The 19,335-nt window shown below is 44.8% G+C and carries 14 protein-coding genes and 1 tRNA gene; 8 read left to right on the top strand and 7 right to left on the bottom strand.

Translation table 11 applies throughout. The annotated features are described in order from the left end of the window. Positions 1 to 40: 40 nt before the first annotated feature. On the top strand, positions 41 to 388 hold the full coding sequence (locus tag IGQ44_00085) for a CZB domain-containing protein (GenBank protein HIK36381.1): 348 nt from the start codon (positions 41 to 43) through the stop codon (positions 386 to 388). Here the strand turns inward: IGQ44_00085 and proB are convergent. Beyond that, complete coding sequence (proB, locus tag IGQ44_00090; protein ID HIK36382.1) at positions 375 to 1,484, bottom strand: glutamate 5-kinase; 1,110 nt, start codon at positions 1,482 to 1,484, stop codon at positions 375 to 377. The genes IGQ44_00085 and proB overlap by 14 nt on opposite strands. Positions 1,485 to 1,594: 110 nt before the next feature. Here proB and IGQ44_00095 point away from each other — a divergent pair, with 110 nt between their 5' ends. Further along, positions 1,595 to 1,795 carry a DUF2862 domain-containing protein gene (locus tag IGQ44_00095; GenBank protein ID HIK36383.1) on the top strand — a complete coding sequence of 67 codons (201 nt, stop codon included), beginning with the start codon at positions 1,595 to 1,597 and terminating at the stop codon, positions 1,793 to 1,795. An 84-nt stretch (positions 1,796 to 1,879) separates the two neighbouring features. After that, positions 1,880 to 3,013: an ArsA family ATPase gene (locus IGQ44_00100; GenBank protein HIK36384.1), complete on the top strand. Its 1,134-nt coding sequence runs from the start codon at positions 1,880 to 1,882 to the stop codon at positions 3,011 to 3,013. A 1,544-nt stretch (positions 3,014 to 4,557) separates the two neighbouring features. Here the strand turns inward: IGQ44_00100 and IGQ44_00105 are convergent. Together IGQ44_00105 and IGQ44_00110 are read right to left on the bottom strand one after the other, a co-directional pair. Beyond that, on the bottom strand, positions 4,558 to 4,878 hold the full coding sequence (locus IGQ44_00105) for a hypothetical protein (protein ID HIK36385.1): 321 nt from the start codon (positions 4,876 to 4,878) through the stop codon (positions 4,558 to 4,560). 94 nt (positions 4,879 to 4,972) lie between these two features. Next, positions 4,973 to 5,833: an ABC transporter permease gene (locus tag IGQ44_00110; protein ID HIK36386.1), complete on the bottom strand. Its 861-nt coding sequence runs from the start codon at positions 5,831 to 5,833 to the stop codon at positions 4,973 to 4,975. Positions 5,834 to 6,146: 313 nt separating this feature from the next. On the opposite strand from IGQ44_00110, the gene IGQ44_00115 reads away from it, so the two are divergent. Then, positions 6,147 to 8,423: a glycosyltransferase gene (locus IGQ44_00115; protein HIK36387.1), complete on the top strand. Its 2,277-nt coding sequence runs from the start codon at positions 6,147 to 6,149 to the stop codon at positions 8,421 to 8,423. Here IGQ44_00115 and IGQ44_00120 read toward each other — a convergent pair. Further along, positions 8,420 to 9,427, bottom strand: a complete 1,008-nt coding sequence (locus IGQ44_00120) for a GIY-YIG nuclease family protein (protein ID HIK36388.1) — start codon at positions 9,425 to 9,427, stop codon at positions 8,420 to 8,422. The genes IGQ44_00115 and IGQ44_00120 overlap by 4 nt on opposite strands. 299 nt (positions 9,428 to 9,726) lie before the next feature. Between IGQ44_00120 and ileS the strand changes: the two genes are divergently transcribed. Both ileS and IGQ44_00130 read left to right on the top strand, forming a co-directional pair. After that, a complete protein-coding gene (ileS, locus tag IGQ44_00125) occupies positions 9,727 to 12,618 on the top strand; it encodes an isoleucine--tRNA ligase (GenBank protein ID HIK36389.1) in 2,892 nt (963 codons plus the stop codon). Between the two features lie 106 nt (positions 12,619 to 12,724). After that, entirely contained in the window at positions 12,725 to 13,945 is a 1,221-nt protein-coding gene (locus IGQ44_00130; GenBank protein HIK36390.1) for an FIST C-terminal domain-containing protein, read from the top strand. Between the two features lie 31 nt (positions 13,946 to 13,976). On the opposite strand, the gene IGQ44_00135 is transcribed toward IGQ44_00130, so the two are convergent. After that, on the bottom strand, positions 13,977 to 14,168 hold the full coding sequence (locus tag IGQ44_00135; protein ID HIK36391.1) for a DUF2949 domain-containing protein: 192 nt from the start codon (positions 14,166 to 14,168) through the stop codon (positions 13,977 to 13,979). A gap of 491 nt (positions 14,169 to 14,659) precedes the next feature. Then, the gene (locus tag IGQ44_00140) at positions 14,660 to 15,172 is read right to left on the bottom strand and encodes a DUF192 domain-containing protein (protein HIK36392.1); all 513 of its coding nucleotides are present in this window, start codon (positions 15,170 to 15,172) and stop codon (positions 14,660 to 14,662) included. A 95-nt stretch (positions 15,173 to 15,267) separates the two neighbouring features. Here IGQ44_00140 and IGQ44_00145 point away from each other — a divergent pair, with 95 nt between their 5' ends. Next, positions 15,268 to 17,409, top strand: coding sequence for a transglycosylase SLT domain-containing protein (locus IGQ44_00145; protein HIK36393.1), 2,142 nt, complete (start codon positions 15,268 to 15,270; stop codon positions 17,407 to 17,409). Between the two features lie 8 nt (positions 17,410 to 17,417). On the opposite strand, the gene IGQ44_00150 is transcribed toward IGQ44_00145, so the two are convergent. Next, positions 17,418 to 17,491, bottom strand: a tRNA-Arg gene (locus tag IGQ44_00150). Between the two features lie 91 nt (positions 17,492 to 17,582). On the opposite strand from IGQ44_00150, the gene IGQ44_00155 reads away from it, so the two are divergent. Continuing rightward, positions 17,583 to 18,899: a TIGR03279 family radical SAM protein gene (locus IGQ44_00155; GenBank protein ID HIK36394.1), complete on the top strand. Its 1,317-nt coding sequence runs from the start codon at positions 17,583 to 17,585 to the stop codon at positions 18,897 to 18,899. The last annotated feature ends 436 nt before the right edge of the window (positions 18,900 to 19,335 follow it).

A 19,335-nucleotide genomic window follows, 5' to 3' on the forward strand; every position in this document is an offset into this window, starting at 1 on the left:
TGAAAACATATGCTTCCGTAAGTTCCCATAAAAAGAGGCTATGGATATCGATTTGAAACTAATAGGACTACACCACTTTATGTGGTGCATAAAACTAAACCAATACGTAAATGGTAACACGGAAACACCACCAGCCCCCTCCCACACCCAGTGTGAGTTGGGCAAATGGATATACTCCGAGGGCCAGTCTAAGTATGGTACAATGCCCGAATTTGTGAGTCTAGAACGAGAACATCAGCAATTACATAAGGTAGCACAAGAAATCATCTTTTTAAGAAGTGGGGGAAATATACCAGAAGCTAAAAAACTACTCCATAAACTGGAAGAAAAAAGCAATGTAGTGGTGAGTCTGATCAAGCAACTGGATAGCAAAATCAATCAAAAATGACTAGATTATCCCGGTGTATTACCGTCTGGGGGGCCTGATAACCTAAGATACGCCCAATATGAGCTGATTTCTTACCCTTAATCTGCAGCAACTCGTGATGACTATAATTGCTAATCCCCTTGCCAATTATCCTCCCCTCAGAGTCAACCAAATCCACCGCCTCGGAAGAGTTGAATTTACCCTCCACCGCTACTACCCCCGCCGGCAAAAGAGACTTCCCCTGTCGACAAATGGCTTCCACCGCCCCTTCGTCTATGTATATCCTCCCCATGGAAATCAAACCGTTGGCAATCCACCGCTTACGCGCATTCTCCGTCTTAGGCAAGGCAGTAAACCGAGTGCCAATCTCCTCCCCCTGTAAAATTCTAACAATATTTTCCGGATTCTTACCATGGGTTATTACCGTTGTAACACCCGCACTCGCCGCTATTTTCACCGCTTTGAGTTTGGTTTTCATCCCCCCTGTGCCCCAACCGGTGCCACTATCCCCCGCCTCTATTTCTAGCTCATCCACCTGCTCAATGTCCACCACGTCAATGGGTTTGGCCCATGGCACTAACCGTGGATCTGCCGAATATAATCCATCTATGTCCGTCAATAAAAACAACCAATCCGCCTCCACCAGACTGGCCACCAGTGCCGAAAGAGTGTCGTTATCCCCAAACTTCAATTCGTCTGTCGCGGTTGTATCATTCTCGTTTACTATCGGTATCACCCCCATTTCCAATAGGGTATTGAGGGTATTAAAGGCGTTTACGTAAGAGTTACGGTCGACAAAATCCCGGCGGGTAAGCAAAATCTGGGCAATGGACTGTCCTAGTTGGCTAAACAAGTCATCATACACCCTGATTAGTCTACCCTGTCCTACCGCCGCAATGGCCTGTTTTAAGTGTAGATTACGAGGGCGCTCCCTTATGCCTAGTCTAGCACAACCTATCCCTACTGCACCAGAGGATACCAGTATCACCCTATTGCCTTCCCTCCTCAAATAAGTCAATGTCTCCACCAGGGATGCTATGGTGGAAAGGGCTAGGTTTCCCGTTTTACTATCTGTTAACGTTGAAGTCCCAATTTTCACAACAATAGTCTGCCCCATAAGTCTACATCCCTTTTAGGATTTCTCTCCAGCAATCCCCCTTCTCTTGGAAAAGGATCAAATTCCGTTACAATTGAGAGTTGTTAAAAATTGTATATGATTAAGTTACTATGGAAATTGGACAAAAGGTTAGAATTTGTCGTCTCAGGGAAAAAGTCCCAGCTGACATCATAAAAAAGGCCCAACAAGGACAAATAGGCGTCATCAAATCCTTTAAAATGACAGACGGCAGTGGAATCGGCGTCTTTGTGGAATTTCCCGACTCCACCACTAGTTGGTTTTTTGAAGACGAAGTGGAAGTAGTAGAATAACAAGCCTTATCATGATTATACACCCCCGGCCCCCTGCCGGTGAGGGTGTATCTATACCTGTCCCATTACTCCCCTTGAACTATTATGACTTTTATCCTCACCTTCTTAGGTAAGGGCGGTGTCGGCTGCACCACCCTCGCCACTGCCGCCGCCCGTAAGTATGCCTCTGCCGGTAAAAAAGTCTTATTGGTAACCCGCGATTCAGTGGGAGTAGATGCTTGGGGGAATATTACCCCCCTCGGCAACAACCTCGACGCCATCCAACTGCAAACCAGTCAACTGCTAGAGACAATTTGGGAAAAACTTAAACAATTAGAAGCCCAATACCTCCGCTCTCCCCTATTAAAACACATCTATGGCCAGGAATTGTCTATTATCCCCGGCATGGATGACGCCCTTGCCCTATACTTCTTACGAGAACAATACCAATCCGGTAACTATGATATTATCATCTACGATGGTCACAGCAGCCTCAATACCCTTAGAATGTTTGGCCTCCCCGATACCCTCAGTTGGTATCTCCGCCGTTTCCAAAATCTGTTAGAAAACTCTGACATTGTAAAGGCCTTATCCCCCTTTGTTCAACCCGTCAGTAGTGCCATCCTCAATGTCACCCTTACTCCCGAAAATATCACTCCTCAACCCGTCCAAGATTTCAGTCATATCCTAGAAGAAGGAAAACAGGCTATTGCTGATTCTACCCGTGTTTGTGCCTTCCTTGTCACCGACGCCAGTGTTAATGCCATTGCCGCCGCTAAGTATTGCTGGGGTGGCGCGCAACAGGTTAACCTCAGTGTCGGCGGTGTTTTATTGAATGAAGGGGAAAAAGAATCCTCTAGTCTCGTCGCCAAGATAGCCGGTTTTGTAGCTGGTAACTATGACCGTGATAATACACTAGAACAACTCCGCAATGAGTTTAAACCCCTGCCAGTCTGTCTTATTAGGCGCAACAGGGAAACTATTATTGAAGACTTGCCTGACTTCCAAATCCTTGCAGCCGACGCGCCAAAACCCCTTACTATTAATCCTGTTCAACGGGAAATTAGAGTCTTTTTGCCAGGATTCAGTAAAAAAGAGGTGAAACTTAGTCAGTCCGGCCCTGAAATTACTATATCAGCCGGTGACCAACGACGCAATATCTTTTTGCCCCCTCCTCTCAAAGGCCAACCCGTTAAAAGTGCCAAATTCCAGGACAATTATCTCATAATTACCCTCTAGAAATATCCCTTCTAATCCCCCTCTCCCTTATCCTCTGATACAGGGAAAAATACGATACTTCCGAATCCCCAGGAGTGGGGATTTTTTTCTGTTTTCTTTTCTTCTCATTCTTCCTCCTTCCCCCTCTATTCCCTTTCCATAGTTTTCTCCTACAATGCCAATCTTTTCTGTCCCCAAAAGCCGTTATTAATGGCTTTGCCTTTGTCTGATTTTATATGTTTTTACAGGATATTTTTCTCTTACCTTACCTCTGGTATAGCACTACTTATAATCCAGTCGATATCTTGCTTTTTTGACAATAAAATTCCCCCCCCAACTTTCCTTCCCCCTCCGGGTGAGTTAAGTTATATTGACCATTATTGGCACCCATTTTACCATGACTATTGCATCAATATCACTAACTGTTTTGTCGCCCACGCCCTAGCCCTAAGACATTGTCTCGAAAAGTTATTTCTAACTGTCGCACTAATTATAGCCATTCTGTCCTAATTAATATTAATACCACTAGCACTCCCTACCAATGGCTTGCATTTCGTGCCCTAATTTGTTTTCTTTTCCACCGAATAATTCTAGAGGGGTTCTTTTATTCCCCTTTTTATCTCTTTTCTTTTCCCCAGAAAGGGCAACATTCTACGTCACTTTCTCTACTTTTCTCTTTTCCACCATCACAATTATATACTGTTTGGTTACTAGCCTGGCTCAATAGAAAATGATGCCATCTCGGGGTACAATAGCCAGTACAATGAGTCATCCCGGCTATTATTCAAAAAGTTAATTGTACGAGTTTATGACCACCATCTTTCCCTCTGTTTGGCTACAAATACGTCATACAATCTGAATTTTTTCTCTTGAGCATTTATAACTGATTACTAAAAACAATAACCATTCATTTATGGCTATTATCCTAGAATATATTTAGTTGGTTACTTTAGTACTTTTTCGCTCCTCCTTTCCCCCAAAATTCAGATACAATTACTATATTAACACAAACTAATAGTCTACTGAACAACTATAACATAAAAACTGGCCCAGCTGTCCCTTCGAGTTTGTTGGTGGCCTACTTATTTGTCATACCAGACAGAATAAGACTAAAAAGACAGGGTGTTGGCATCTTCATATGGTTGAGTATTCTAACCGTGTTTTATACTGCCGTTTTTAACTACACAAAACCCCCCAGCAATGGCACAGTTAAATGCCTACAATTGACCCAATTCCATCAAAACAAAAAGCCCTCGCAGTATTTGTATTACTATTTTTTGTATTGCTATTTTCACGAAGATTTATTGTCGTCTAAATCAACACCCCTTTGCCAATATTCTAATACAACACACATCCCCAAACTGGTTGCCCTAGTCGCCAATTACGGTGCCTGGGTTTAACCCCACTCACTGTATAACCCTCAGCTAAAAATAACTCTCTTCAGCCACTAAGACAGCAAACTCAAGGGAAAAAATATCAATTCCCCCTCCATGTGGATTGTGCCTTCCTAGGGGAGATGGCTAACCTTCACCCCAACAAAGACATCCCCCCATAAAGTTGTCTACCTATGGGGAAGAAGAATTAGTATTCACTTGTTGTTGTCGTTGTCTTTCCAGAATCAACCTTTGTTGTTGTCTCTTGAAATCCTCCGCAGCCTTGCTAATACCATTAGCACTATCTTCCACAAATTCCGACATTCCTCGCAGATTGCCAAAATTAGCATTGTGAATAATATCCAGAGGGTTAATCCCCTCACCACTGAGAGGATTCATTTCATTCCTCTGAAAAGGCTGATTCAGTTGTCTCTGATAAACAGTTTGGGCATTTGCGGGAAGAATCAGTAGTCCAGAAATAACCAAACCTATACCAGTTGCCACCTTCCTCATTATAACACCTCCAGTAGTTCAACAACAGCCCTTCCACCACTTAAGAGACAGCAAAGGGGGGTGGGAAGGTTTCCCCCACTCCAATCCCCTACTTCTAGGCTAAACGACGATTCAGTAAAGGTCTAATTGCTAGTAAGACTACCACATCTAGCAGCAGAAGAATGACAAAAACCTGAGTTAAGGTAAGACTTCCCCAGGCCGTAGTCATTACCTGACTTGCAAAACTCCAGTCCTCATGTTGGTAAATATAACGTATTGGCTCAATGGCGATGGTTAGGGGATTAACACTGGCAACTATTTGTAACCAACCCGCCATAAATGATAACGGCGCCAAGGCCGTGCTGGCGAAGAATAAGGGCAAATTAATCACAAATATAACAGCCAGCAACTCAATATGCCCAGGCAAGGCAAAGACTAAACCCAAACTCAACCCTGTTATCCCCATAACTATCAGGAAAATTATCAGCCCAATTACAACTATTCCTGTAATATCTGGTATTCCTGCTCCCAAAAGGGCACTTGCCACCATAATCACTGCCGTTTGAATGAAACTGTAAGTGACAATGTAGATTACCGAAGCTGCTACGATGGAAAAACGAGAAACCAGGGGCGCCACCAACAAACGATTCAAAAAGCCAAACTCCCTATCAAACATCACCGGCAAACCCCCATTTAAGGCACTGGAAAATGCGGTAAACACAATTATTCCCGGCGCCAGAAACTGGGCATAACTCCCCTTTTCGCCAAACAACTCCGCCGGCGCCCTTTCAAACAACGCTCCAAACAAAATCAACCAAATAAACGGTTGTATTATCCCTGCCATCAAGGTTGAGGGCCTTCTCTGTAATTGTATAAATAGCCTCCTGGTCAATGCCATCGTCTCCTGCCACCATTTTTCCATCTCTCTATTACTCTTTGTTAATTCTGTAATCCTCAACTTTTCTGCTATGGTCATATCTTCCTCCTCATTAGTACTATTCCCATTATATTTTCCCCCTTTCCGGTTTTCCCCTACCCCTTGACAGAGGGGGGGTGTTTGTGATAAAATAGGGTTGTTGGCGGTAGGCGAAGGTACTACCAAGGCGTCGGTGATGTGCATTTTTTTAATAAAAAAAATTCGCAACTATTTAGATGGAGGATAGAAGGAAAGGAAGTGTGGGGGGTACCAGGAGGAGAAGGGCAAGGCGATGGGCGTAAAGGGGAAGAAAAAAGAAGAAGAGAAGTGAGGAGAAGATAAGATTAGGATGGGAGAAAAAAGGAGAAAAGATATGAAAAAAGAAAACAAAATAGCGCTGATAGGGACATACCCACCAAGAGCATGTGGAATAGCAACCTTTACGGCGGACCTAAGACAGGCATTAAGGAAAAACAATCAAAAGTCGATGGTAATAGCAATAACCAATGAGGCAGACTCCCTGGACTACCCGGAAGAGGTAGTATTTGAAATAAAGCAAAATAGGATAGACGACTACAGGCTAGCAGCAGAATATATAAACTTTTCAGGGGTGGACCTAGTGTGCGTCCAACACGAATTTGGCATATTCGGCGGAAATTATGGGCGCTACGTGACAGAATTACTTCTAAACCTTCAAAAACCAGTAGTTACAACCCTGCATACTGTATTACAAGAGCCGACACCAGCACTGCGAGAAACCCTACTAAGAATAGCAGATGCGTCAGAATACCTGGTAGTACTCAGCAAAAAAGCCATTGCCATCCTAAAAGAGGTATACGGCATTCCAGAAGGTAAAATCGCCATGATCCACCATGGAGTGCCGGATACAGCCTTTATAGATCCCAACTTCTACAAGGACAAATTTAAAGTAGAAGGCCGTTTCGTCATCCTCACCTTCGGTTTGATTAGCAGAAACAAAGGCATAGAATTCATGTTAGAGGCCCTACCCCCCGTGGTCAAGGCTCACCCAGAAGTAGTATATATCATCCTTGGAGCCACGCACCCTGAAGTCAAAAGAAGAGAGGGGGAAGAATACCGTGTATGGCTTAAACGACGCGTGCGAGAATTGAATCTGGAAAACAATGTCCTCTTCTTCGACAGATATGTAGACTTTGAACAACTCTGCGAATTCATAGGCGCCGCCGACATATATGTGACTCCCTATAGGTCAAAAGAACAAATAGTCAGTGGCACACTGGCATACGCCATTGGCATGGGTAAGGCTATCGTCTCCACTCCCTACTTCTACGCAGAAGAAATGCTGGCCGACGGCAGGGGTAGACTAGTCAACTTCCAAGATGTAGAAGCCCTTTCCAATACCCTCCTCGAACTGATAGAAGATGAAGCGGGCCGTCACAGAATGCGTAAGCTGGCCTACCAATTCGGCCGTCAGATGGTGTGGCAAAATGTAGGTAAATCCTATGCCCTCCTCTTTGACAAGATTATCTCCGGACAGAAAAAGACCATCGCCTTGTTGCAAACTAGAGGCAAGACCGTCTTTGTGGGGGAAATGGCTGAAGCTCGTCTGGAACACATCATCCACCTCACCGATGACACGGGCATATTTCAACATGCCATCTACAGTGTTCCCGATAGACGACACGGCTACTGCACCGACGATGTAGCCCGCGCTCTTGTAGCTGTTTTGAACTACTATCAGCAATATAAAGAGCCCCGCGCCCTCGACTTGGCCAGATGCTATCTTAGTTTTATCCACTATGCCCAGATGCCCGATGGCAGATTCCACAATTTTATGAACTATTCCAGGCAGTTTATTGACCAATGTGGCAGTGAAGACACCATTGGGCGTGCCTTGTGGGGTTTAGGCGTTACAGTCTCCACCTCCCCCGACGACAAGATGCAGATGCTGGCAAAAAACATCTTTGAGCGCACCATCGAAACCCTTTCCCTCCAATACCCCCGTGCCATAGCCTATGCCATTTGTGGCCTGTCTAGCTTTTTGGAAAGATACGAAGGGGCCGTAGCCGTCCGTCGTCTTCTCACAGAAATGGCCGAACAATTAGCCTCCCTCTACCACTCCAGCTGCAGTGAAGACTGGCTATGGTTTGGCGATGAACTCACCTACGCCAATGCTAAACTCCCTCAGGCTATGCTTTTAGCTTATCAGGTCACTGGCGAACAATCATACAAGAAAATAGGACTCCAATCCCTCGACTTTCTGTTAGAACAAACCTATCGCAACGGCTACTTTGACTTCATTGGCAATCAAGGCTGGTATATCCGTGGTCAACAACGAGCCATTTTTGGACAGCAACCCATCGAGGCCGGCTATACCATTGAAACCTGTTGTCTTGCTTATGAAATTACCGGAAACCCCTTCTACCTAGACATGGCCAGAGCCGCAGTAGAATGGTTTTTGGGCAGAAATCGGCTAGGGGTAAGGCTATATGACTTCACCACCGGCGCTTGTTGTGACGGCATTGACCCTCAAGGCGTTAACATGAATCAAGGAGCGGAATCCACCATCTGTTGTCTGTTAGGGCTTCTAGCCGCCTCCCGTCAAAGGGAAAGACAAACAGACTCCACTCCCACTCCCACCACCACTGCTACCACCAGCGTCGCCTCCTAATCTCCACTTCTACTACCAAACCCCCTTTTCCCCTCCTGATACTCCCTTTTTATCCTTATCATTTTTCCCCTCAGATTCTCCTCTTCCAACTCCTCCTGAAACACACTGGGTATACAATTGCCACTATAGGGTTGAATCCTCATAGCCAGTCTTCTTGCTATTTTTTTTCGGGATTCTCCTTCCCCCCCGTCTGTTAGAAAAAACCCAAAGGGATTTCTGACGCCAAAATTATTTAACCTCCTTACCCACTCCGGCGTCATCACCCTTACCCACTCCGAAGTCAGTCTATCCCTATAAGTTTCAAATTCTTGGAAATTGATTATACTCACCTCCACCCCATAACCATTCACCAACAGTCTAGCCGCGCCACATAATGGAATATAAGGGTTTTTTGGTGTAAACCCCTCCCATTTGTGAGCATACCCCCTCCTGCTTTTGAAGATACTATTTAAAATCCCTAGGGCAACTTCCTCTCCCCCCGCAAATTTCAACAACTCATACCAGTCTACCCCTATATGCACCACCTCTAAACCCACTATCTTATTCAAAACCCACCATCTTTCCCCCCAATTTTCACACCAAGTCAACAACTCCTTGTCATGTATCCGTGGCGACTCCCTGCCAATCACTACTAAATAATCCCCCAACGATATTATAGTCTCCCTCAACAGACTCTCACTTGGCCTTATCCTTTTCCTTTTTGCCTCCCCATCGTTTAAAGTGGGATTGTACTTAGCAATCGCCTTCCTCTCCCACTCATCTAAATCTCCCTCTCCCACCAACTGGTAGTAAATAATAAACTCCTTCTTCTTCTGAGTCATTAGTTGATATATCCGGTGATGGCTTTTCCCCTGCCAACGTTTCTTCAGATTTTTCGCCTTGCCGATATACCATACAACTTTCTTTCCATCCACCACATAGTATATCCCCGGCCATGGGGGCAGCAAATCCCTCTCTTTCAACTCCACCCTTGGCAGCCCCAATATTTCCCCATCCGCATACATTTTTACCCTTTCCTCAAACTTATCAACAACTACATTTATATCTTAGGCTCTTTTAGCCTTGACAAGAGAAGGGGGAGGGGGCTAGGATAGAGAGAGTAAAAGAGTGGGGCAATGTAGGGTAAATTGCTCAAACAGCTGTGCTGCAAATAATTTAAATAAGAAAGGATATCAACAAAGGGGAAGAAAAAAAGCAAAAGGAAGCACATAAAGAGGAGCTAGTAAACGTAAAATAAAAAGGACCTATGATGATAAGCTAGGGGCATATAGAAATAGGCTCCCCAAGGAGAAAGGGAAAGGATATGGAAGAGAAGAGTTACAAAGACACAGTAAATCTGCCGAAAACAAAGTTTGAAATGCGGGCAAATGCGGCAAAGAGAGAACCAGAAATCCAAAAGTTTTGGCGGGAAAACAGAATATATGAAGAATTAGCAGCAAAAAACCCAAAAGAAGTATTCGTGTTGCATGATGGCCCCCCCTATGCCAATGGCAGCCTCCACATGGGACATGCCCTCAACAAAATCCTCAAAGATATTATCAACAAGTACAAGATCTTACAAGGATATAAAGTTCGTTATGTGCCAGGATGGGACTGTCACGGACTGCCCATAGAACTAAAAGTACTACAGGGGATGTCAGGGAAAGAAAGAGAAAGTCTAACACCCCTGGAACTGAGGAGAAAAGCAAAGGAATTCGCCCTTAAAACCCAAAAAGAACAGTCAGAAGGATTCCAACGTTATGGAGTCTGGGGCGACTGGGATAATCCCTACTTGACCCTACAACCAGAATATGAAGCAGCACAAATAGAAGTATTCGGACAAATGGCTCTCAAGGGCTATATATACAGAGGCCTAAAACCCGTACACTGGAGTCCAAGTTCCCAAACAGCCCTCGCTGAAGCCGAATTGGAATACCCCGAAGGACATGTCTCTCGAAGCATCTATGCCACCTTCCCCCTTCTCAGGCTAAATGATAAACTTTCTCATCTATCCCCCTTCATGCCAGACTTGGCAGTGGCCATCTGGACAACCACACCCTGGACAATCCCAGGAAATCTAGCGGTGGCAGTCAATGGCGATTTGACCTATGCCGTGGTGGAAGTAGAGGGCAACTGGCAAGGGGCAAAATACCTTATCGTCGCCCTAGACCTAGTGCAAAAACTTAGAGATACCCTCGGACTACAATTAACCGTTAAAACCACCGTCAAAGGGGCAGACCTGGAATACTGTTTTTACCGTCACCCCCTCTTTGACCGGGAAAGTCCTGTAGTTATTGGCGGTGACTATATTACTACAGAATCAGGGACAGGGCTGGTACACACAGCACCAGGCCATGGCCTTGAGGACTTCATGACGGGCCAGAAGTACAATTTGCCCGTCCTATCCCCAGTAGATGAAAAGGGCTATTTTACCGAGGAAGCCGGAGAATTTGCAGGTCTGAACGTCCTAAAAGACGCTAATGGCGCCATTATCGCCGCCTTGGCCGCCAAAAACTGTCTTTTGAAGGAAGAAGACTATGTCCACAAATACCCCTATGACTGGCGTACCAAAAAACCTACCATCTTCCGCGCCACTGAACAATGGTTTGCCTCTATAGACGGTTTCCGAGAAGCAGCCCTAAAAGCCATCAAAACCGTCACCTGGATTCCTCCCCAAGGAGAAAACCGCATTACCCCCATGGTAAGTGAACGAGGTGACTGGTGTATTTCCCGTCAGAGAAGTTGGGGAGTGCCTATCCCTGTATTCTACGACGAGGAAACCAATGAACCCCTTTTAAATGAAGAAACCATTAACCATGTCCGGGACATTATAAGACAAAAAGGCTCCGATGCCTGGTGGGAATTGTCAGTGGAAGAATTGTTGCCGGAAAAATACCGCAAAAACGGCAGAAAATACCGCAAAGGCACCGATACCATGGATGTTTGGTTCGATTCCGGTACCTCCTGGGCGGCAGTAGTCAAACAACGACCAGAATTGAAATACCCCGCAGACATGTATTTAGAGGGATCTGACCAACACCGCGGCTGGTTTCAGTCTAGTCTTCTCACCAGTGTAGCAGTTAACGGCATTGCCCCCTACAAAACCGTTATAACCCATGGTTTTGTCCTGGATGAAAAGGGCAATAAAATGAGCAAATCCCTCGGCAATGTGGTAGATCCTAATGTTATCATTAACGGCGGCAAAAACCAAAAAGAACAACCTCCCTATGGGGCAGACGTTTTACGCCTCTGGGTTTCCTCCGCCGACTACTCCACCGATGTCCGCATTGGCGATAACATCATCAAACAACTAGCCGATGTCTACCGCAAGATTCGTAACACCGCCCGCTTTCTCCTCGGCAACCTCCACGATTTTGAACCAGAAAAACACTCCGTACCCTACGAAGAATTACCTCAGCTCGACCAATACATTCTCCACGAAACCTATAAAGTTTTTAGCGAAATCACCGATGCTTTTGAAAACTACCAGTTCTTTAAATTCTTCCAAAAAATACAGAATTACTGTGTAGTAGACCTCTCTAACTTCTACCTAGATATAGCCAAAGACCGTCTTTACATCTCCCACGCCAACTCAAAACGCCGTCGTAGCTGTCAGACAGTAATGGCCATTATCCTAGAAAACCTCACTAAGGCCATTGCTCCTGTATTATGTCACATGGCAGAAGATATATGGCAAAATCTCCCCTACCCCAAATCCCATCTATCCGTATTTCAGGCCGGTTGGGTCAAATTAGAACCTAAATGGGTGTTAAGCCCCGTTGAGGAGGCAAAATGGACCGATTTACGCAAAATCCGCACAGGGGTGAACAAGGTATTAGAAGAAGCCAGAAATGGCAAACTAATAGGGGCATCTCTAGAAGCCAAAATATTGATACATGACACCACCGGCAACTGGCTGGAAACCCTCCATAGCCTCAACCCCGTCGAAGAGGTAAATGAGGGCAATAGGGTAGACGAATTACGTTATCTTCTACTTGTATCCCAGGTAGAATTAGTCACAGAACAATCCTCCCTACAAGCCAGTGAATACAAGGGCGAAATACCCCTCACTGATACCCTTTTGAAAGTGGCGGTAGTCAAGGCTGATGGGCAAAAATGCCATCGTTGTTGGAACTATTCCACCACTGTGGGCAGTTTTGAGGATGAGCCCCTAATTTGCGCCCGTTGTAAAAACGCCCTAGCTGGCAAATTCTAGCCAATTCATTCATGTCAGGTAATTGGGGGGAATTGTCCGCACCCCCCGTTGAGGATAACCTAGAAATAAGAGATAATTGAAAAACCCCCATTGATGGTGGAAAGACATGTCTGAAAGGATGCAATGGGTAAATGCCCTCTCTACTAAACCCTCCCTCGAAGAAGCAGTGGCGGAAGTGGTAGAAATAATCAAAACCCAGCTAACCTCCACCCCAGACTTAGGTATAATCTTTGCCTCTGTCACCTATGCCAATGACTACTCCCGCCTCATGCCACTGTTGCAGAAACAATTACCCATTCCCTGTGTAATCGGTTGTGGCGCCGTCGGCGTCATCGGCATGAAAAACGCCAATCAACCAGTGGAGATGGAGGGGAAATGCGGTTTAAGTCTGACAGTAGCAACTTTGAGCGGGGCAAAGGTAACTCCATTCCACATCCTCTCTGAAAATCTCCCCGATTTAGACAGTCCCCCCTCCGCCTGGTATGATTTGATAGGGGTAGACGCCCAAGAAAAACCCAATTTCATCCTCCTGGCAGAGTCCTTTTTTGCCAGTAGAATCAACGAATTGTTAGAAGGACTAGATTACGCCTATCCCAAAACAGTGAAAATCGGAGGCCTAGCCAGCACCAGTGCCCTATTCTATTATGACGGCGGTAATTCCAAACGGCAACTCCTCACCAGGGGCGCCATCGGCGTGGCCATATCAGGGGTGGCAGTGGACGCCATTGTTGCCCAGGGTTGTCGCCCCGTAGGCCAGATTTATCAGGTCACCAAAGCCGAAAAAAATATTATCCTAGAAATGTCTGACAGCAGTGGCAATAGCGACACCGCCCTAAACTGTTTACGCCGCCTCATCGCCACCCTTTCCCCAACAGAACAAAAATTGGCAACACATTCCCTTTTCATCGGTATTGCTAAGGACGAATTCCAATTAGAATTAGGAGCAGGCGACTTTCTTATCCGTAACCTCATTGGAGTAGAACCCAAATACGGAGCCCTTGCCCTAGGAAATAGAATTAGGCCAGGACAGAGAGTACAATTTCACCTTAGAGACGCCAAAGCCTCAGCTGACGAACTGGAAACACTACTGGTCAACTACAGCTACCGTCAATCCTCCCACCCCTTGGGCGCACTCATGTTTTCCTGTTTGGGGCGTGGCGAAGGCTTATATAAACAACCCAACTTCGATTCCCAGTTATTTTCCGACTATTTCCCCGGCATCCCCCTAGGCGGCTTTTTCTGTAATGGTGAGATTGGCCCCCTCGGCAGTAGTACTTTTTTGCACGGATACACCTCAGTCTTCGGCATCTTTTACCCCACACAATAACACCCCCCTAGGCTGCCGAAGGGAAGAGGCATTATGCCTTTTCCAGCCACTCATAGATTTTGTTTAATTGTTCGATATTCACCAGGCCATATTGCCACAATACTACCGGCATCAGGCCCAAATTTTCTTCCACCGTCTTTTGTGCCATGGCAATGGAGTCCTGAGATAGATTTATTTCCTCTTGAAGGAATTGGATGAAACGCTGATAGGTCTTGCTAGGCATATCCTCTCCATGAACTTCAAAATAGTACAAGGTTTAAAAATCATAATCATAAGCACTCCTCTCCACCCGTTAATATTCTTAAATTTGTTTTAAATTTGTTTAACTTTTTCCCCCCATTCGGTGGCTTATTGTAGGAAAATTAGCCCTATTTTTCACTATTCTGTTAGAAAATTATCTTAGGGCAAAAAAAAAATTTATTTCCTAAAAAATTTCTAAAAAATCAACTGGCAAAAAAGGTTACCACCACCCGGTGGCGAGTGGACTACTATGGTTTGTCTACCCTTTTAGTTTTTGATTATGTATGTATTTTGTTGTACTAGATTTTAAGCTTTACCCCACCGACGCGGCTGGAGGATAGTCACCCAGACTCTGTTTCTTTAACAAACAGTATTGCTGAGTCAGTCACAGCCGTATGTATAGGGGTGATGGGAAAGGAGTGACCTTTTAGAACCCGGGGGGGGTATTATACATCATTATTTCCTATTTTGCCATTAATTTTCAGATTGTGCAGGGGAAGATAGCATTTTTATCGTCAATTTATCTCCCCGGCGGATATTCAACTGTTGTGCCCTACCCCCCGCCAATTCAATGACGTAGTCGACAGGGGTGTCAGAGTGATAAAGAGGACAAGGTTCTCTGTAGCACGGCGGTAAGGAGTGATATATCTGGACAACAGTGCCATCAGCCACAAAAATCATATCCAGAGGGATAAGGACATTTTTCATCCAAAAAGTCACAAGACTAGCCGGTTGAAAGGGAAATAGCATCCCCCGGTTAGGAGGAAGAAAGGGGCGAAACATCAATCCCAGTTGTTGTTGTTGGGGCGTTTTTGCCACCTCCAACTCGATTTGCTTCCCCCCCACCAGCAGCATTGCCTCCACCGGCAACTTTTGCGGCATCCCTGTTATCTCCTTCTCTTGTGCATTAAGCCGGTAAGAGACACCATACCCAGTTACCCCCACCATTAGAGTAAGAAAACAAAGGAATAAAGGTGGCACTTTCATGGTTATAAGAGAAAATGGTACTAATGAATATGGATTTTCTCAGACAGTATACCAGTATTATCAAGCAATAAAACCAATCAGACACTCAGCTTACAATGGCGAAAAAAAAGAAGACGTGGCCCATTGGTGCAATTTTACTAATTCTAATGAGTATAGCCGGTGCAACTGCTTTGACGCCAGAATTACTACGAATGTTTGAGCAAATAGTCGCCTCCCGCTATAGTGATAAAACCCAGTATACCCTCACCTCCTCCTCCAGAGTTTTACCCCTCGTTGACTTACCCCCCCAGCAGAGGAGAGAAAAACTCCTAGCCATTGCCAACGAAAAAAAAATCTCCCTCGACAGAAGTAGGGCAAGATACCTCCTGGCACTGGATATAATCAGAGGAGAATTAGACGGTGGCAAGGCCCTACCCCTTTTGCAAAATCTAGAAAAAGAATACCACATTCTCGCCCCCTATATCATTCTCCTACAAGGAAGAGCCCATGAATTAACCAACGATACAGAAAAGGCTATTAAAACCTGGGAAAAATTAATATCCCAATACCCCACAAATCCCATCCTCGCCGAAACCTATTACAAGTTAGGCAAATATCAACCCGAATACTGGGAAAAGGCTATTACAGAATTCCCCCAACACCCCCGCAGTCACCAAATAGCTAAGCAACTCTTAGAAACTAACCCCCAACGGAAGGAATTATATCTAGTACTGGCCAAATACCAAATTATCCCCGAAAATAAGAGTATAGTGGATAGACTGGTGCAAAATTTCGCCCCCCAACTGTCTACCGAAGACTGGGATGTCATTGGCAACTTCTACTGGCAGACAGGGAATTATCTCGCCGCCGCTACAGCCTATCAAAAAGCAGGCAAAACCCCAGAAAACCTATATCGCATTGCCCGTAGTTATCAGTTGGCAAACAGACAAAGAGAAGCAAAAACCGCCTATTTACAACTAGTTAAACAGTTTCCCTCCTCCCCTAACGCCGGCTTAGCCTACAGACGTCTTGCAAGCCTCACCAGTGGCGATGAAGCCCTTTCCTATCTTAACAAAGTAGATAAAAAATTCCCAGAAGAAATCCCCGCCGCCCTGAAACAAAAATTTACTATCCTCACCCGCCTTAAACGCTACTCCGATGCCACTGCCACAAGAGATAGACTCCTTAAAGAATTCCCTAACAGTGAAGAAGCCGCCCACTTTCGCTGGCAAATCGCCCAGGAATATGCCAACAAAGGAGATTATACCTCCGCCTGGCAGTGGGCAAGACAAATTAGTGTCTACAACCCTGACAGTATTTTAGCCCCCAGGGCCGCATTCTGGGTAGGCAAATGGGCAGAAAAACTGGGGCAGCAGCAGGAAGCCATCAAAGCATATGAATACGTCCTACAAAACTACCCCTATTCCTATTATGCCTGGCGTTCCGCAGTAAAACTGGGCAAAAAAGAAGCTGGTGACTTCCACAATCTCCGCTACCTCACCTTTAACCTTTCTTTCCCCTCCACTCGTCCCATTTTACCAGCCGGATCCCCCCAATTCAAGGAATTATTCCTGTTGGGAGAAGACTCTACCGCCATTGACTTATTCCAGGCGGAAATAGCCGACAAAAAGGAACTCAGTGTTTCTGAGCAATTTGTCCTGGGTGTCCTTAAACAAATTCAGGGTAAATACTTAGAGGGAATCAATGATATTTTAAATCTAAGAAACCGCACTAAGCCAGAAGACTATGAACAATGGCGGCTGTTGCGAGAAAGTCCAGAATATTGGTATGCCCTATTCCCCTTCCCCTATAAGGATATAATCCTAAAGTGGTCGGAGAAAAGAAAAATAAACCCCCTCCTGGTAATAGCCTTAATCCGTCAGGAATCCCGCTTCGAGAAGGATATTAAATCCCCCGCCGGCGCCATCGGCTTGATGCAAATAATGCCCGCCACCGCCCAGTGGATTGCACCGCAAATCAAACTACAACAATACTCCCTCACCCGCCCCGAAGACAATATTCAGATGGGCACATGGTATTTGGCCTATACCCATGATACCTTTAATAATAACTCCCTTTTAGCCATAGCCAGTTATAATGCTGGACCTGGTAATGTTAGTAATTGGATTAGTCGTTATTCCCTTGCCGACTTAGACGAATTCGTGGAAAACATCCCCTTCCCCGAAACCAAAAACTACGTAGAAACCGTCTTTGGCAACTACTGGAATTATTTTCGTCTCTTTCGTGCTACAAATTAGTAAAGACACGGGACCGGGCAGAATCGAACTGCCGGCACAGCGCTTAGGAGGCGCTTGCTCTATCCTACTGAGCTACGGCCCCAAAAGCAAGTTAAGTTTTGTAAACTAATAAATAGTTTATCGAATTTTTGGCGATTTTGCCATACTGTCTGGGTAAATCTGATAAAAGCATCATGAAACCTGCCGTCATCAGTCGTGTTATCCCCAACTCCATTGCCGCCGAAATTGGTTTTGAGGTGGGAGACAAGATTGTCAGTATTAATGGCGTTAAGCCAAGGGATTTGATTGACTACCAATTTTTATGTGCTGACGAATACTTGCAGTTAGAAGTCATAGACAGATGGGGTAACACTCACTTTATAGAGATAGAAAAAGACTATGATGAGGATTTGGGGCTAGAGTTTGAAACGGCGCTTTTTGATGGTTTAATTCAGTGTAATAATAAGTGTCCTTTTTGTTTTATTGACCAGCAGCCGCCTGGCAAAAGGAAAACACTCTATCTCAAGGATGATGATTATCGTCTTAGTTTTCTCTATGGTAGCTACTTGACTTTGACCAATTTGACCCCAAAAGAGTGGGAAAGAATTGAGAAAATGCGTCTTTCTCCTCTTTATGTATCTGTTCATGCTACAGAGCCTGATATAAGGATAAGATTGTTAAAAAATCCTCGGGCAGGAGAGATAAAAAAACAAATAGCCTGGTTCGAAGAAAGACGACTACAAATTCACGCCCAAGTCGTAGTTTGTCCTAATATTAATGACGGGCAACACTTAACCACTACTTTGTTAGATTTGTTTTCTTTCCACAAAGGAGAAATACCCGCAGTAATTAGTGTAGCAGTTGTGCCGGTGGGGTTGACCAAATTTCGGCCACCAGGAGATGAATTAATACCTGTTACCAGGGAAAAAGCAAGGGAAGTCATCCAGCAGGTGCAACAATTACAGATAGAATTTAAGAGAAAATGTGGTTCTAATTTTGCTTGGTTAGCTGATGAATGGTTTTTAATTGCCCAAGAAGAATTGCCCCCAGAATCCCATTATGAAGACTATCCGCAAATCGGCAATGGTGTTGGCTCAATTCGACTTTTCCTCAGGGAGTTTGAAACCATTGCTCGGAAAAGATTGCCCACAAAAATTCCTCAAAAGAAAGAGTTTTTTTGGGTTGTGGGCAATGCAGTAGAAAAGGCCTTCCAACCCCTGGTAGAAATGTTGAATCGAGTAGAAAATCTACAGGTAGAATTAGTGGCTTTGAATAGCATTTATTGGGGTCAAAAAATTACAGTCACAGGATTGCTTACCGGCGAGGATTTATTATTTCATCTGCAGAAGCGTCAGCCTCTAAAAGAGATTATTCTACCCGCAATTATGTTGAAACACGACGAGGATAAATTCCTGGATGACATGACACTAGGAGAATTACAATCTCGCCTGGGGGTTAAAATTCACCCTGTCAGAGACGTCAATCAGTTTTTTGACGTTTGTCTTGGCTGACAATCACTTTTACTTTTTCAGACTAGTCATGTTATTTGTCAGCAATTCCGCCTCGCCACTTGGCTTGGTTGATATTGTTTTTTGGCAATTTTGTCTTTTCTGGCGCCGGCTGTTTTTAAACAAGGAAAAAAACCCCCCACCCCTAGACACCCTCCACTAGACACTTTTAGACGTCTCCCAATACACACTACTTAAATTAATTCACTTTCCCAGTTGATATCCCCCTGCAACTGTTTCCATTTGCTTCTGGCTTTATATTATGTTTTTCCCCAGTCTAATTTCTCTCTCCTGCTATTTGTTATTGTCTACCATTACAAAAAGCTAAAAATCCCCCCCATTATTTTTTCAATTCTACCCCCTTATGATTGCAATGAGCCCTTCACCTACTAGTCTAAATGCCTTTGTCTGCCGTTTTATTTGTTTTATTCAGACAGGC

The organism is Geminocystis sp. M7585_C2015_104, from assembly GCA_015295805.1.
Lineage (GTDB): Bacteria > Cyanobacteriota > Cyanobacteriia > Cyanobacteriales > Cyanobacteriaceae > DVEF01.